The organism is Celeribacter litoreus, assembly GCF_020165855.1.
Lineage (GTDB): Bacteria > Pseudomonadota > Alphaproteobacteria > Rhodobacterales > Rhodobacteraceae > Celeribacter > Celeribacter litoreus.
Map to the genome: position 1 here is coordinate 526320 of NZ_JAIUFY010000005.1, position 14397 is coordinate 540716.

Genomic DNA, 14397 nt, shown 5'->3' on the forward strand with positions numbered 1-14397 from the left:
TACATGACCCGTTTGATTGAACCGCAACCCGGTATTCTCGACATCACTCTTTATCAGGGTGGCGCGAGCCATGTTCAGGGTGTTGATAATGTAATCAAGCTGTCCTCGAACGAGAACCCGTTCGGGGCGCCGGAAAGTGCAAAGACGGCTTTTGCGAAGGCTGCGCACAACCTGCATCGTTATCCCAACACGGATCACACGGCTCTGCGGACCGCGATTGCCGAGGTGCATGGTCTTGATGCATCCCGCGTGATCTGTGGTGTCGGCTCGGACGAGATCATCACCTTCTTGTGCCAAGCTTATGCGGGTGTCGGCGACGAGGTGATCTACACCGAGCACGGCTTCTCCATGTACAAAATCTCGGCCCGCGCGGCTGGCGCGACGCCGATCTGTGTGCCGGAACATGAGCGCGTCGTAAATGTTGATGCGATCCTTGCGGCCTGCAATGAGAACACAAAGCTGATCTTCATCGCCAACCCTGCGAACCCGACGGGGACCATGATCGGTCAGCGTGAGATCGCCCGTCTGGCGTCGGAAATCCCGAGCCACACGCTCCTCGTGCTTGATGGGGCCTATGCCGAGTTCGTCGAAGGGTTTGACGGTGGCGCTGCGCTCGTTGAGGCGCGGGACAACGTCGTGATGACGCGCACCTTCTCGAAGATCTACGGTCTTGGTGGTGTGCGTGTTGGTTGGGGCTACGGCCCGCAGGAAATCATTGACGTGCTGAACCGCGTACGCGGTCCGTTCAACCTCTCGGAGCCGCAACTCGCGGCTGCTGAAGCGGCTGTGAAGGATCGCGACTGGGTTGAGAAATGCCGTGAGGACAACACCCGACTGCGCGCGTGGCTTGCGGAGGCTCTCATGGAGCTTGGCATCCCGTCCGACACGTCCTGTGCGAACTTTATTTTGGCGCGCTTCCTGAACGAGGAAGAGGCCGGTGCCTGCGACGAGTTCCTGAAAGAAAACGGCATCATTGTGCGCCGCGTCTCAGGTTACGGTCTGCCGAACTGCCTGCGCATCACAGTGGGTGACGAGGCGTCCTGTCGTCGTGTTGCGCATACGATTGGCCGTTTCCGCGAGGCTCAGGTTGGTGTCTGATGTGATCTACAACCGCGTTGCCCTGATTGGCCTTGGCCTCATCGCGGGGTCCATGTCGTTGGCCATGCGCCGCGCTGGCGTGGTCGGTGACATCACCGGTTATGCCCGCTCCCAAGCAACGCGGGATACGGCACGTGAAATCGGTCTTGTGGATCGCGTCTGCGAGACGGCTGCGGAAGCCGTCGAAGAGGCTGATCTCATCGTGCTCGCCGTGCCCGTCGGCGCGATGGAAGCCGTGATGCAAGAGATCGCCGGTGCGCTGAAGCCCGGCGCGATTGTCACAGACGTTGGCTCCGTCAAAAAGTCGGTCCTTGACGCCGTAATGCCGCATCTGCCGGACGGCGTCGATTTTATTGGCGCGCACCCGATGGCAGGCACAGAGCATTCCGGTCCGCGCTCCGGTTTCGCAGAACTTTTCGACAATCGTTGGTGCCTGATTGTCCCACCCGAGGGCGCGGATGAAGGCGAAGTCAAAAAGCTCGAAGATTTCTGGGCGGCACTGGGGGCCAATACCGAACGCATGGATCCGGAGCACCACGATACCGTGTGTGCCGTCGTGTCTCACGTCCCGCACCTGATCGCCTACACCATGGTTGGCGTCGCCGACGATCTGCGTCGCGTGACGGATCAGGAAGTGATCAAGTTCTCGGCCGCTGGTTTCCGTGATTTCACGCGTATCGCCGCGTCAGATCCGACCATGTGGCGTGATGTGTTCTTGACGAACAAAGACGCAGCGCTCGAAATCCTCGGGCGTTTCACCGAGGAACTCTTTGCCCTGCAACGTGCGATCCGCACGGGCGACGGTGATCATCTGCATGACTATTTCACGCGGACCCGCGCCATTCGTCGAGGCATCATCGAGGCCGGACAGGATACAGATGCACCGGATTTCGGCCGTTCCAAGAAAGGCTCCTGAGGTCTTCGGATTTGCGGTCTCAGCGCAGCGCGATCTTGGGTGCCGGCCCAAGCGGAATGAAACCCATCGAGATCATGCCGTTTTTCAACGTGAGTTCGGCGTCAATCGTGTCCTTGCGACCTGACATGTTGGCGAGCATCTGACCCGCCCGCATCGCCAGATTGCTCATGTCGGGCGGGATCGCGCCTGATGCGACGGCCAGTTCAATCATTTCACGCCAGTTAACGGCCTTGATCGCAATTGTGCCGTTGGGGTAGCCGCGTGTGTCCACAGCAAACTCACCCGCGACCTTGAGCGAGAGGCTGCCCCAGTCGAGCGAGAGCGTTTCAATCTCGACCCGTGTCGGCTGAGGGCGCGGCCCCTCCAGCGCATGAATGTCCCACGCTGAGTCAAAACTTGCTGCAATTTTAACGTCCGCAACGTCGAGGCTGTCGGACAAAAGCCCCTCGGGGTCGAGTTGCTCTAGGAGGCCCCCGGTCGGTTCCACACCCGCGGCGCGGATCGTGATGTCATGCGTCAGAGGCGCATCGGCGCGCTGCTCGCTCATGATCTCTGCCCTGTCAATCGTCAGTCCCCAATCGAGTGTCGACGCGAGGGTGAACCCCTCAATACGCGTCGCAGCGCGCTCAAGCGTGAGATTGGGGCCAGGGGCGACGAAGAGATCAGCCTCTGCCATGTCCTGAGTGATCTCGAGCCGCTGATACGGAGAGGCGAGGGTGACTTCATTGGCGAGGCGCGCGGTGAACCGTGTCGGGCGGTGGCTTTCGCTCAGAATCTCGAGACGCGGGGTGGAAAACGCGGCTCCCGTGCGCGGATCGGCAAAACGGGGTTCGACGATTTCCGTGTCAAACCGGAGCGGAAAGCCCTTGGTCTCGATCTCGGCGACCTCGGCTTGCCATCCCTCACGTTCGCGCGCCGCAATCCATTCGGAGATCGCTGCCTCGGTGCCCTTTGCGCCGATCATCCAGTATCCGAAGTAAAGCACCACAGCGGTCAGAAGGAGCCAGAGTACCTTGCGCATGACGTCGTCCTCGACAATTCTCGTTTTCGGCCTTTGCATTGCCGCGTTGCGACGTGTTTAACGGGCGCAGAAAACCGAGGGAAGACCGCAGATGACACGAACGATCACAATGTCGGAAGAGCTGAGCACGCATGGCTTTTGGGTGTTCGGCTACGGATCGCTGATGTGGAACCCCGGTTTCGAGTTCGTGGAGCGCGTGCCGGCGCGACTGGAAGACTATGCCCGGTCATTCTGTATGTGGTCTATCCATCATCGCGGGACACCTGAAGAACCCGGTCTCGTCCTCGCGCTTGATGCGGTTGCAGGACAATGCTGTCATGGATTGGCCTTCCGGATTGGTCCTGAGGTTGCGGCAAAGGCGCTCGAGGATTTGCGCGAGCGGGAGCTGGTGTCTTCGGCGTATCTCGAGCGGCAGGAAACCCTGCATCTCGAAGACGGGCGCACAGTCGAGGCCTTGGCCTATGTGGTGGATACCGCGCACGAACAATACACGGGCGCGCTCAGTCTCGATGAACAGGCTGAAGTTATCGCGCGTGCAACAGGCGGTCGCGGGCCGAATACGGAGTATCTGTTCTCAACGGCGATGCATCTCGCGGAACTCGGGATGGAAGATCCGGAACTCACACAACTCTCTGAGATGGTTCGACATAAGTGCGCGACGTGATTCACAAAATCGCGTGTTGGCAGATGAGGTTATAGCCCCTATCGTGGGGCCGAATTCCTCAACTGGTCAGGACGTCCATGGACCAACCCGATCTCAAGGCCGAGCTGAAATACTTTTCCCAACCTGTGCGACAGATCACTTTGATGATCATCGTCCTCGGACTCGTTGGGTTTGGACTGTTTGTGGCGCTGCCGCGTGTTGGCCCCGTTTTCCTAGCGAACCTGTATCTCAACGGGTTTATCGCGATTGTCTTCATCATCGGTATTCTCGCGTGTTTTCTGCAGGTGGTGCAGCTCGTCGCGTCCGTGAACTGGATCGAACGGTTCTCCGGCCAACGTCCACAGGTCAGCGGCAAGAAAGCCCCGCGCTTGCTCGCCCCGCTTGCAGCGCTTCTGCGTGGCCGTGGAGCAAAGAGCCAGATTTCCGCGACCTCCGCGCGCTCCATCCTCGATTCTGTGGCGACACGCATCGATGAAGCCCGCGACATCACGCGGTATATTTCCAACCTTTTGATTTTCCTTGGCCTTCTCGGGACGTTCTATGGCCTTGCGACGACAGTTCCGGCGCTTGTCGACACGATCCGCTCGCTCTCTCCTGAGGAAGGTGCGGATGTGAGCGATACCCTCGGGCAGTTGATGACCGGTCTCGAAAGCCAGCTTGGCGGAATGGGCACGGCGTTTGCCTCCTCACTTCTGGGCCTTGCGGGGTCTCTGGTCGTCGGGATGCTCGAACTCTTCGCCTCCCACGGACAGAACCGCTTTTTCCGTGAACTTGAAGAATGGCTCTCGACGATCACTCGCATCGGCTTTGCCGCAGAGAGCGAAAGTGGCGAAGGAAGCGTTGTTGCGACCATCCTTGATCACATGTCCGATCAGATGGAAGGGCTAAGCGATCTCTTCGCGCGGACCGAAGCGGCGCGGACGGCTGTTCAAACACAGGTCGGCGAGTTGAGTGACGCGGTGTCGAGGATGATGACCCATCTCGAAGGCGATACCCAAACCAGTGCGGTTCTGGCGCGGGTTGCCGAAGGGCAGGAACGGTTGCTCGAACAACTGATGGTGCAAAGCCAGTCAGAGGCTATCGACGCAGAGAGTAGGATGCGCTTGCGCTCTATCGATGTCCAGTTGCTCCGCATTCTCGAAGAACTCTCTGCCGGGCGGCAGGAAAGCATGGCCGAGGTGCGTGCCGAGATTGCGGGCGTGAGCCGTGCGCTGAGGGAACTCGGCGCTAAGGACGCGTAATGGCCGTCTTGCGCCGCGCCTCTCATCGTATGTCCGGCTCGATCTGGCCGGGTTTCGTGGATGCGATGACGGCGCTTTTGCTGGTGCTGATGTTTGTGCTCACAATCTTCATGGTCGTGCAATCCATGCTCCGCGACACGATTTCCGGACAGGAACATGAGCTTGAGGCGCTCGGTGCCGAAGTTGCGGCGCTCGCGCAGGCGCTTGGGCTTGAGCAACAGCGAAGCAGTGGTCTTGAGGGGCAGGTGGGGGCCCTGCAGGCGACACTGACAGAGGCCCGCGCGACTGCGGAGGCGCAAGCGGCACAGATCAATTCGCTAACGGCCCAAAACGCCCAGCTGACAACACGGATTGCGAGTTTCGAGGCGCAAGTTGCAAGCCTTCTTGCGGAGCGGGACGCTGCTCTGACCGAGGGCGCGCAACTTGCCGCCCAGATCGAGGATTTGGAAGCCGCGAAAGCGCAACTCATCAGCGAACAGGAAGCCGCTCAACTTGCGCTCGCAAAAGCGAGGGACGAAATTGATGCCGCAACGGAGACAGCACGCTTGGCTGCTGCGCGGCGTGAGGCGCTCGAAGCGCTCGTTGCGGAGTTGCGGGACGAAGCGGAAGTGCGGGAACTCGCCTTGGGGGAGGCGCGCAGCCAACTATCGCAGGCGGAGCAGGATCGCATCGCTGACGCGGCAGCGTTGGAGGCCCTGCAGGAGCGGTTCAAATCCTCGCAGGAAGAACTGACAGCGATGACCCTCGCGCTCGAAGCCGTGCGGAAGGATGCCGAGGACACGCTGACGCTTCTGGCTGCGGCGCGCTCTGCGCGGGATACATTGCAAGAGCAGCTTGATACGGAAATCACGGAGAGAGAGAGACAGGCGGCCCTTCTCGCGCTTGTTCAGGAGCAGTTGACGAGCGAAGAGGCCCTGTCCGCAGAGGGGGAGCGCAAGATTTCCCTCCTGAATGCGCAGATTGCCCAAATGCGCGATCAACTCGCCGCACTGCAAGCAACTATCGACGTTCGGGAGGCAAAGGACCGCGACAACGAGGTGCAAATCGATAGCCTGACACAAAGGCTCAATTCGGCTTTGGCGCAAGTGGCCGCCGAGGAGCGTGCGCGAGCTGCTCTTGAAGAGGCAGAACGCCGTCGGTTGGAGGAAGAGGCGAAATCGCTTCAGAACTACCGCTCCGAATTCTTCGGGCGTCTGCGCGAGATTTTGGGTGACCGCGAAGGCGTTCGGATCGTCGGGGATCGGTTTGTCTTTAGCTCCGAGGTTTTGTTTGAACCGGCGTCTGCGGACCTCGGTGATGGCGGGAAGGCCCAGATCGCGCGCGTCGCGAATACGCTGGCCGAAGTTGCGGCAGAAATTCCGCCGGAGATCGATTGGGTCATTCGTGTGGACGGGCATACCGATAAGACGCCGCTCTCCGGCGCGGGCGTCTACCGTGACAACTGGGAACTCAGTCAGGCCCGAGCGCTATCAGTTGTGCGCTACATGGTCGAAGATCTCGGGTTCGATCCATCGCGCCTCGTTGCTGCGGGCTTTGGGGAATTCCAGCCTGTGGCCATTGGGGACGCTCCCGAGGCACTCGCACTAAACCGGCGGATCGAACTCAAACTCACGGAAAAATAGACCGCTTTGCGGGGCTATTTGAGCTCGACAGAAATTTCTCCGCGGTCGATCTCCATCCCGTCCCGCATCATCTCTACGGTCGCCCAATAACGTCCGGCTGGCCAATCTATTGCGGCGTATGTTCCCACCGCGCGAAAGAACTGAGCCTGCGGTTTCTCAAGTTCGTGGTCATCGCTGAACACTTCGCCCGCGGGGCCGAAGAGAGTGAGCCGCATCACGTCGCCCGCTTTGCCGCCGAAAGCTAAGCCGAAAACCACGCGCGGAGGGTTGTCCGGAGTAACGTCTGACATGTGTGCCGTGCCGGCCTTCACACTGTCGTATGCGGGAATGTCTGTCGCGATTCCGACGTCTAGGAGACCTCCCGCTCGATAGATCATGCCGCGATCCCAAAGCGTGCCTCCGAGAACTTTCGGTTCGTCGCAGGAAATGAGACCCTCGGGATTGAAAGGGTCCACGACTGCGCCATCTTTGCGTACCTCAAAATGGACGTGCGGGAATTCTGTTAGGCCGGAGAGCCCGATTTGTCCGAGCACGGTGGCGGTAGACACCCGCTCTCCCTGTTCTACGCGGACGGAGTCCTTTTTCATGTGGCAGTATTGCGTACGCCATCCGTCCCCATGATCGATAACGACGCCATTGCCGCATTCTTTGCCCGATACATCAGGAGCGCCCTCGGTGTCTTGTGGGAAATCATCCATTCCATCGCGGGTCGCCCATACGGTGCCGGGCGCGGCCGCATGAATGTCAACGCCGCGCCAGACTTCTAGGCGCGTGGGCAGCGCGAAATCAGTGCCCTTGTGGCCGTCGTAGGACAGGGGCCCACAGGTGAAATCCGCGGCTCCCGGGCCTGGGTCGGTGTCGACGTAGTTCTGGATGTAGCAAGAGGTCCCGTCCTCGCAATCCAATGGCGGTGCCAAGATCGGGTCCCGCGCGAGGGCAGGGACTGCGCTGAAAAGAAGGGGAAAAAGTAAATATGCTTTCATGAAAACACTTTGGCTCGGGGAAGGTCAGGAAAGCGCAAAGAAAAAGCCCCGTCAAGGAACGGGGCTTTTCGTCGTCTTACAGACTGGATCAATCCGCGGTCAGAAGAGGCGGCTTTTTCGAGCGGCCAATCTGCGGCGCGCCGGGTTCTTCGATCCGGAGATCGAGTTCGCCGTCTTTGACGCCGACTTTGACCACACCGCCCTTCGCCAGCTTGCCGAAGAGGAGTTCTTCTGCGAGCGGCTTTTTCAGGTATTCCTGAATCACGCGGCCAAGCGGGCGTGCGCCCATCTTGTCGTCGTAGCCTTTGTCACCGAGCCATTCCGCGGCAGGGCGGGTGAGTTCGATGTGCACGTTACGGTCCATGAGTTGGGCCTCAAGCTGCAGCACGAATTTCTCGACCACCTGAAGAATGACTTCTTTCGGCAGCGGCGAGAAGGAAACGACGGCATCGAGACGGTTCCGGAACTCCGGCGTAAAGGTCCGTTCGATGGCGGCCGTATCCTCACCTTCGCGACGGTCGCGACCGAAGCCAATGGCCTCTTTCGCCTGTTCCGCAGCACCTGCGTTCGAGGTCATGATCAGGATCACGTTGCGGAAGTCGACCGTGCGACCGTTGTGGTCGGTGAGCTTCCCGTTATCCATCACTTGCAGCAGGATGTTGTAGACATCGGGGTGAGCTTTCTCGATCTCATCAAGCAGGAGCACACAGTGCGGGTGTTGATCAACGCCGTCTGTCAGAAGACCGCCTTGGTCAAAGCCGACATAGCCTGGAGGTGCGCCGATGAGGCGCGATACCGCGTGTTTCTCCATGTACTCCGACATATCAAATCGGAGCAGTTCGACACCCAAGGTTGCGGCCAACTGGTTCGCAACTTCGGTTTTACCGACACCGGTCGGACCGGCGAAGAGGTAGTTGCCGATCGGCTTCTGTGGTTCCCGCAGACCCGCACGCGCCAGTTTGATGGCGGAGCTGAGAGTCTCGATCGCTTTGTCCTGACCAAACACGACTCGCTTGAGCGACGCCTCGAGATCGCGGAGCACCTCAGCATCGTCTTTGGAGACGTTCTTCGGAGGAATGCGCGCGATTTTCGCGACCACAGCTTCAATCTCTTTCGGGGAGATCGTTTTGCGGCGGCGGCTCTCGGCGACGAGGTGTTGAGCGGCACCTGCCTCGTCGATCACGTCGATGGCTTTGTCCGGCAGCTTGCGGTCATGGATATAGCGCGCGGACAGTTCCACGGCCGTCTTGATCGCATCGTTCGTGTAGCGGATTTCGTGATGCTCTTCGAAGTAGGGTTTGAGACCCTGGAGAATTTTCACGGCATCTTCGACGGACGGCTCGTTCACGTCGATCTTTTGGAAACGACGGGACAGGGCGCGGTCCTTCTCGAAGTGCTGGCGGAATTCCTTGTAAGTCGTAGACCCCATGCAACGCAGTTTGCCACCCTGCAGAGCAGGCTTGAGCAGGTTCGACGCGTCCATGGCACCACCAGAGGTCGCGCCGGCGCCGATCACGGTGTGAATCTCATCTATGAAGAGAATCGCATCCGGATGATCTTCGAGTTCTTTCACGACGGCTTTGAGCCGTTCTTCGAAGTCACCGCGATAACGAGTGCCTGCAAGCAGGGCGCCCATGTCGAGAGAGAAGATCGTGGAGTTCGCAAGAACATCCGGTGTTTCGTGATCTACGATTTTCTTCGCGAGGCCTTCGGCAATGGCTGTTTTACCTACGCCAGGATCGCCCACGAGAAGCGGGTTGTTTTTGCGACGGCGACAGAGCACCTGAATGCAGCGCTCGACTTCGTGCGCACGACCGATCAGTGGATCGACATCGCCCTTCATCGCCTTCTTGTTCAGATCGACACAGTATTTCGCGAGCGCGGACTCTTTGTCCTCAGCAGGCGCTTGGGTCTGGGTCGCTTGCGCTTGCTCTTCTTCGCTCTGGTCGGCACCGGTGATCGGGCGCTGTTCACCAAAGGACGGATCCTTCGCTACACCGTGCGCGATGAAGTTCACCGCGTCGTAACGGGTCATGTCCTGCTCTTGCAGGAAGTAGGCTGCGTTGGATTCGCGTTCAGCAAAGATCGCCACGAGGACGTTCGCGCCGGTGACTTCAGTGCGGCCAGACGATTGAACGTGAATCGCAGCACGTTGAATCACGCGTTGAAATGAGGCGGTCGGAACCGCTTCAGAGCCTTCCACATCGGTGACGAGCGTAGAGAGATCGTCTTCGATGTAATCCAGCAGCGTTTTCCGAAGTTCTTCGAGGTCCACGTTGCACGCCTGCATGACGCGGGCGGCATCGGGTTCGTCGATCAACGCCAGCAGGAGGTGTTCCAGCGTGGCGAGTTCGTGGCGGCGGGCGTTTGCCTGCGCCAAGGCTGCATGAATGGCTTGCTCAAGAGTGTTCGAAAATGATGGCACGTCCTGGGTGCTCCTTCGCGGTCGGTTGTTCGAGGGCGCGATCGGTTCTGCCAGGAGCTTTGGCCCCGCACAGATGACCGTGGCCTCATACTTATAAGGTTCGGTCGAAACGCTCGCGCTTCAAGGGGAAAATCGTCAAACCCGTCGAATTTTTTCGTGAGCGCCAAGTTTTGAGCGCTTTCGGAGGCCGTCCAATAGGTTTCTTACAGATTCACATATGGACTCTTGACACGGAAACAAGACGCCGCGCGTAGGCTTTGACGATTCAACATTTTCTGATTACGGCCGCCCCGAGCGGCCTGTGTTCAGAATGCGTCTTTGCGCGCCCGGATTTCTCGAAAGACCTCTGCATCCGGCGCATCAACCATGCCCAACAGTCTTTTCACCTCCGGTAGAGCCGCTCGCATGAATGGATTCGTGGCCTTTTCTTCAGAGAGGACTGAAGGCACCGTTGGCAAACCATTTTCACGGGCGGCAGCGATGGCATCTGCGCGCGCCTTGAGAGCGGCGTTGTTAGGCTCAATCGTCAAGGCGAACCGTGCATTCGATGCTGTGTATTCATGACCGGAGTAAACAACCGTCTCGTCTGGCAGTGAGGCAAAGCTGCTCAGAGTGTCCCACATCTGCTCTGCGCTGCCTTCGAAGAGGCGCCCACACCCGAGAGCCATCAGGCTGTCTGCAGTAAACAGGGCCTTTGCGCTTTCAATATAGAACGCTACATGCCCCACGGTGTGACCATCGGCGGCCATGACATCGACTTTATGTCCTGCAAAATCAAAAGACATTCCCGGTTCTACCACACGTGTAAGCGGGGGAAGGCGGTGCGCGTCGGCTTTCGCCCCAGTGATTTTGGCGCCAGTCGCTTCGACAATGCCATTCGCCCCATCGATATGGTCCCAATGGTGGTGGGTGAGCCAGATTTCATCGAGCTGCCAGCCCCGTTTTGACAGCTCTTCAAGGATGGGCGCTGGATCAGCGGCATCAACGAGAGCTGTGCGGCCGGAGGCGGGATCGCGCACCAGAAAGTCGTAGTTGTCGCTCAGGGCGGCTACGGTCACAATCTCTAGCATGGCATTCTCCCGTGTCTTGCGTTTATGCTGCCATTACCAATTGGGCGATTAGCTGCGGATTGCAATGCATCTCGACGTCGTAGAGTTAAGAAATTTCTATTACCGCACTGGGTTGGGCCGTGCCGCGCAGCGGGCGATCCGCAATCAGGTTGTGGAATTTTGGCCGAATGCAGAACGCCAAACTGTCGCGGGGTTCGGCTTCGCAGTGCCGCTATTGCGGCCATTCCTCGCAGATGCGCGGCGTGTCGTTGGCCTGATGCCTGATCAACAGGGGGTCATGCACTGGCCGGCTGGAATGCCGAACGTGTCTACTCTCGTGCCAGAGACACGATGGCCGATCCAAACCGGATTGGTGGACAAACTCATTGTGATGCATGGGCTCGAGACGACGGAAAGCCCTGATGCACTCTTGGAGGAGTGTTGGCGCGTTCTCGGGCCTGGTGGAAAGGCAATGTTCGTACTTCCGAACCGCGCCGGACTCTGGTCCCGTTCTGATAACACACCTTTTGGATACGGTCGCCCTTACAGCGCAGGGCAGCTTGAAACGCAGCTGCGCCGTGCGCGTTTTGTGCCTGAGCGGCAGGCTGTTGTTTTGTTTCAACCTCCGTCCCATCGCCGTTTCTGGCTTCGCTGGGGTCCGGTATGGGAGCGTGTCGGACAAAAGCTGTCGAACGGACTGGCGGGCGGCGTTCTGATCGTTGAGGCCTCGAAACAGGTTTACGCCAAAACCGGCACCGGCAGCCCCGAGGCTGCGCGTCGCACGTCAGGTGTTCTTGAGGGGCTGCGCCCTGTGCCGGGCGTAAAGCCGATCTAGAACCTGACCGTTCAGCGACATGTGCGCCACTGAACGGGATCGGTGCGCACCACTTTTAATTCCCTCACAGGTGGGGCGTTGCGATCCACGTCATGTGGCGCGAGACAGCGGCACGGCTATCGCTATCCTCTTTAAACTGCAATTCGGCCCCAATTGGCGCGGAATCGCACGAATCCGTGAAACAAATGTTTTCCAGAGAGAAATTTTTTTGCGCATGCGTAGGCGGAATGCCTTTAAGTTACTGAAATGTTTACAAAGCAACTTTATTGCTGTTGGCGCTAAACTGTTTCAACACGGTTGCGACAATGATGGTCCTCTGCTACATCCGCTCTGATTTTGCTGCCTGCGCGCGTTGTGCGGGTCAATCAAGCTGCCTGTTCCTGATGCTGTCCAATGTGCGGCAGTGACCGGGGGCCGGCCCTAAGACATCGGAAGGGTGGACGTGTCCGAACCAGCTTCGATCTCCAGCGGCATCGCCGCACGCTATGCAACGGCCGTTTTTGAACTGGCCAAAGAAAGCAATGCCATCACGGCGCTTGAGGGGGACGTGGCGACGCTGTCGACAGCGCTCTCTGAAAGCAATGACTTGAACGCTCTGATTTCTTCGCCGATTTACACGCGTGAAGAGCTTGAAGGCGCGATCAAAGCCGTAGCCCAGAAGGCAGGTCTCTCCGGGATCCTGACCAACACTCTGGCAATGATGGCTCAAAACCGTCGTCTCTTCATCCTGCCGCAACTTGTGGCTGCGCTTGACGCGCTTCTGGCTGAAGAACGCGGCGAAGTGACCGCCGAGGTCACCTCTGCCAAGGCGCTGACTGCGGCGCAGGTAGACCAACTCTCCAAGACGCTTTCCGAGAAATTCGGGAAGACTGTCTCCATCAATGCGACCGTGGATGAGAAACTCATCGGCGGTCTTATCGTTAAGGTAGGCTCGAAGATGATCGACACGTCGGTCGCCTCCAAGCTCAACTCCCTCCAGAATGCAATGAAAGAGGTCGGATAATGGGAATCCAGGCAGCTGAAATTTCTGCGATCCTTAAGGAGCAGATTAAAAACTTTGGCCAAGAGGCCGAAGTTGCTGAAGTGGGCCGCGTGCTCTCCGTCGGTGACGGTATCGCACGTGTGTACGGCCTCGATAACGTTCAGGCCGGTGAGATGGTCGAGTTCCCCGGCGGTATCCGCGGGATGGCACTCAACCTCGAAGCCGACAATGTTGGTGTGGTTATCTTCGGTTCCGACCGTGACATTAAAGAAGGCGACACCGTCAAGCGCACCAAGTCCATCGTGGACGTGCCGGCTGGCGAAGGTCTTCTCGGCCGCGTCGTTGATGGTCTCGGCAACCCGATCGACGGCAAAGGCCCGATCGAATTCTCCGAGCGTCGCATCGCTGACGTGAAAGCACCGGGCATCATCCCGCGTAAATCCGTGCACGAGCCGATGGCAACCGGCCTCAAGTCCGTGGACGCTATGATCCCGATCGGCCGTGGCCAGCGTGAGCTGATCATTGGTGACCGTCAGACCGGTAAAACCGCTGTGGCGCTCGACGCGATCCTCAACCAGAAGTCCTACAACGAAGCTGCAGGCGACGACGAGAGCAAGAAGCTCTACTGTGTCTACGTTGCTGTTGGCCAGAAGCGTTCCACCGTTGCTCAGCTCGTTAAGAAGCTCGAAGAAACCGGCGCGATCGAATACTCCATCGTTGTGGCAGCGACCGCTTCCGATCCGGCTCCGATGCAGTTCCTTGCACCGTACGCCGCGACCGCAATGGCTGAATACTTCCGCGACAACGGCCGTCACGCTCTGATCATCTACGATGACCTGTCCAAACAGGCTGTGTCCTATCGTCAGATGTCCCTGCTTCTCCGCCGTCCGCCGGGACGTGAAGCTTACCCGGGTGACGTTTTCTACCTTCACTCGCGTCTGCTCGAGCGTTCTGCGAAGCTGAACGAAGACTTCGGTGCTGGCTCCCTGACCGCTCTGCCGATCATCGAAACCCAAGGCGGCGACGTTTCTGCGTTTATTCCGACCAACGTGATCTCCATCACCGACGGTCAGATCTTCCTCGAAACCGAGCTGTTCTACCAAGGTATCCGTCCGGCTGTGAACACCGGTCTCTCCGTGTCCCGCGTGGGTTCCTCGGCTCAGACGAAGGCAATGTCCTCCGTTGCTGGTCCGGTGAAACTCTCCCTCGCTCAGTACCGTGAGATGGCAGCGTTCGCTCAGTTTGGTTCCGACCTCGACGCCGCAACTCAGAAACTTCTGAACCGTGGTGCGCGTCTGACCGAGCTGATGAAACAGCCGCAGTACTCCCCGCTGACCAACGCCGAAATCGTCTGCATCATCTTCGCAGGCACCAACGGCTACCTGGACAGCATTCCGGTGTCTGAAGTTGGCGCATACGAGCAGAAACTCCTCGAGTTCCTGCGCGGCCAGAAAAAAGACGTGCTCGACTGGATCACCAACGAAGATCCGAAGATCAAAGGCGAGCCGGCTGACAAACTCAAAGCGGTTCTGGACGAATTCGCCAAAACCTACGCTTAATC

At 58.8% G+C, this 14397-nt stretch carries 12 protein-coding genes; 8 read left to right on the plus strand and 4 right to left on the minus strand.

What is annotated here, in order from left to right:
- Positions 1 to 3: 3 nt before the first annotated feature.
- Together hisC and LA304_RS04515 are read left to right on the plus strand one after the other, a co-directional pair.
- Positions 4 to 1098: a histidinol-phosphate transaminase gene (gene hisC / locus LA304_RS04510; protein ID WP_224501928.1), complete on the plus strand. Its 1095-nt coding sequence runs from the start codon at positions 4 to 6 to the stop codon at positions 1096 to 1098.
- The gene (locus LA304_RS04515) at positions 1091 to 2014 is read left to right on the plus strand and encodes a prephenate/arogenate dehydrogenase family protein (RefSeq protein WP_224501929.1); all 924 of its coding nucleotides are present in this window, start codon (positions 1091 to 1093) and stop codon (positions 2012 to 2014) included. Before hisC ends, LA304_RS04515 begins: the two co-directional genes overlap by 8 nt.
- Before the next feature lie 19 nt (positions 2015 to 2033).
- Here the strand turns inward: LA304_RS04515 and LA304_RS04520 are convergent, their stop codons facing one another.
- Positions 2034 to 3035 carry a DUF2125 domain-containing protein gene (locus LA304_RS04520; RefSeq protein WP_224501930.1) on the minus strand — a complete coding sequence of 334 codons (1002 nt, stop codon included), beginning with the start codon at positions 3033 to 3035 and terminating at the stop codon, positions 2034 to 2036.
- 91 nt (positions 3036 to 3126) lie between these two features.
- Here LA304_RS04520 and LA304_RS04525 point away from each other — a divergent pair, with 91 nt between their 5' ends.
- The 3 genes from LA304_RS04525 (at position 3127) to LA304_RS04535 (ending at position 6562) form a co-directional block, all read left to right on the plus strand.
- Positions 3127 to 3699 carry a gamma-glutamylcyclotransferase gene (locus LA304_RS04525; RefSeq protein WP_224501931.1) on the plus strand — a complete coding sequence of 191 codons (573 nt, stop codon included), beginning with the start codon at positions 3127 to 3129 and terminating at the stop codon, positions 3697 to 3699.
- A gap of 77 nt (positions 3700 to 3776) precedes the next feature.
- Positions 3777 to 4940: a biopolymer transporter ExbB gene (locus tag LA304_RS04530; RefSeq protein ID WP_224501932.1), complete on the plus strand. Its 1164-nt coding sequence runs from the start codon at positions 3777 to 3779 to the stop codon at positions 4938 to 4940.
- The gene (locus LA304_RS04535; RefSeq protein WP_224501933.1) at positions 4940 to 6562 is read left to right on the plus strand and encodes a peptidoglycan -binding protein; all 1623 of its coding nucleotides are present in this window, start codon (positions 4940 to 4942) and stop codon (positions 6560 to 6562) included. The genes LA304_RS04530 and LA304_RS04535 overlap by 1 nt, the downstream gene beginning before the upstream one ends.
- 14 nt (positions 6563 to 6576) lie before the next feature.
- Here the strand turns inward: LA304_RS04535 and LA304_RS04540 are convergent, their stop codons facing one another.
- From LA304_RS04540 to gloB, 3 genes are all read right to left on the minus strand, one after another.
- Entirely contained in the window at positions 6577 to 7479 is a 903-nt protein-coding gene (locus tag LA304_RS04540) for a M23 family metallopeptidase (RefSeq protein ID WP_224501934.1), read from the minus strand.
- Positions 7480 to 7633: 154 nt separating this feature from the next.
- The gene (clpA, locus tag LA304_RS04545) at positions 7634 to 9970 is read right to left on the minus strand and encodes an ATP-dependent Clp protease ATP-binding subunit ClpA (protein WP_224501935.1); all 2337 of its coding nucleotides are present in this window, start codon (positions 9968 to 9970) and stop codon (positions 7634 to 7636) included.
- 305 nt (positions 9971 to 10275) lie between these two features.
- Positions 10276 to 11040, minus strand: coding sequence for a hydroxyacylglutathione hydrolase (gene gloB, locus LA304_RS04550; protein WP_224501936.1), 765 nt, complete (start codon positions 11038 to 11040; stop codon positions 10276 to 10278).
- 64 nt (positions 11041 to 11104) lie between these two features.
- Here gloB and LA304_RS04555 point away from each other — a divergent pair, with 64 nt between their 5' ends.
- From LA304_RS04555 to atpA, 3 genes are all read left to right on the plus strand, one after another.
- Positions 11105 to 11854, plus strand: a complete 750-nt coding sequence (locus LA304_RS04555) for a class I SAM-dependent methyltransferase (protein WP_224501937.1) — start codon at positions 11105 to 11107, stop codon at positions 11852 to 11854.
- Positions 11855 to 12296: 442 nt separating this feature from the next.
- Positions 12297 to 12857 carry a F0F1 ATP synthase subunit delta gene (locus LA304_RS04560; protein WP_224501938.1) on the plus strand — a complete coding sequence of 187 codons (561 nt, stop codon included), beginning with the start codon at positions 12297 to 12299 and terminating at the stop codon, positions 12855 to 12857.
- On the plus strand, positions 12857 to 14395 hold the full coding sequence (atpA, locus tag LA304_RS04565; RefSeq protein ID WP_224501939.1) for a F0F1 ATP synthase subunit alpha: 1539 nt from the start codon (positions 12857 to 12859) through the stop codon (positions 14393 to 14395). Before LA304_RS04560 ends, atpA begins: the two co-directional genes overlap by 1 nt.
- Positions 14396 to 14397: the final 2 nt, after the last annotated feature.

Bases quoted from the DNA above. Each gene is read 5' to 3' on its own strand.
- hisC (WP_224501928.1), top strand. From the start codon at position 4: ATGACCCGTTTGATTGAACCGCAACCCGGTATTCTCGACATCACTCTT.
- LA304_RS04520 (WP_224501930.1), bottom strand. From the start codon at position 3,035: ATGCGCAAGGTACTCTGGCTCCTTCTGACCGCTGTGGTGCTTTACTTC.
- LA304_RS04525 (WP_224501931.1), top strand. From the start codon at position 3,127: ATGACACGAACGATCACAATGTCGGAAGAGCTGAGCACGCATGGCTTT.
- LA304_RS04530 (WP_224501932.1), top strand. From the start codon at position 3,777: ATGGACCAACCCGATCTCAAGGCCGAGCTGAAATACTTTTCCCAACCT.
- LA304_RS04535 (WP_224501933.1), top strand. From the start codon at position 4,940: ATGGCCGTCTTGCGCCGCGCCTCTCATCGTATGTCCGGCTCGATCTGG.
- gloB (WP_224501936.1), bottom strand. From the start codon at position 11,040: ATGCTAGAGATTGTGACCGTAGCCGCCCTGAGCGACAACTACGACTTT.
- LA304_RS04555 (WP_224501937.1), top strand. From the start codon at position 11,105: ATGCATCTCGACGTCGTAGAGTTAAGAAATTTCTATTACCGCACTGGG.
- atpA (WP_224501939.1), top strand. From the start codon at position 12,857: ATGGGAATCCAGGCAGCTGAAATTTCTGCGATCCTTAAGGAGCAGATT.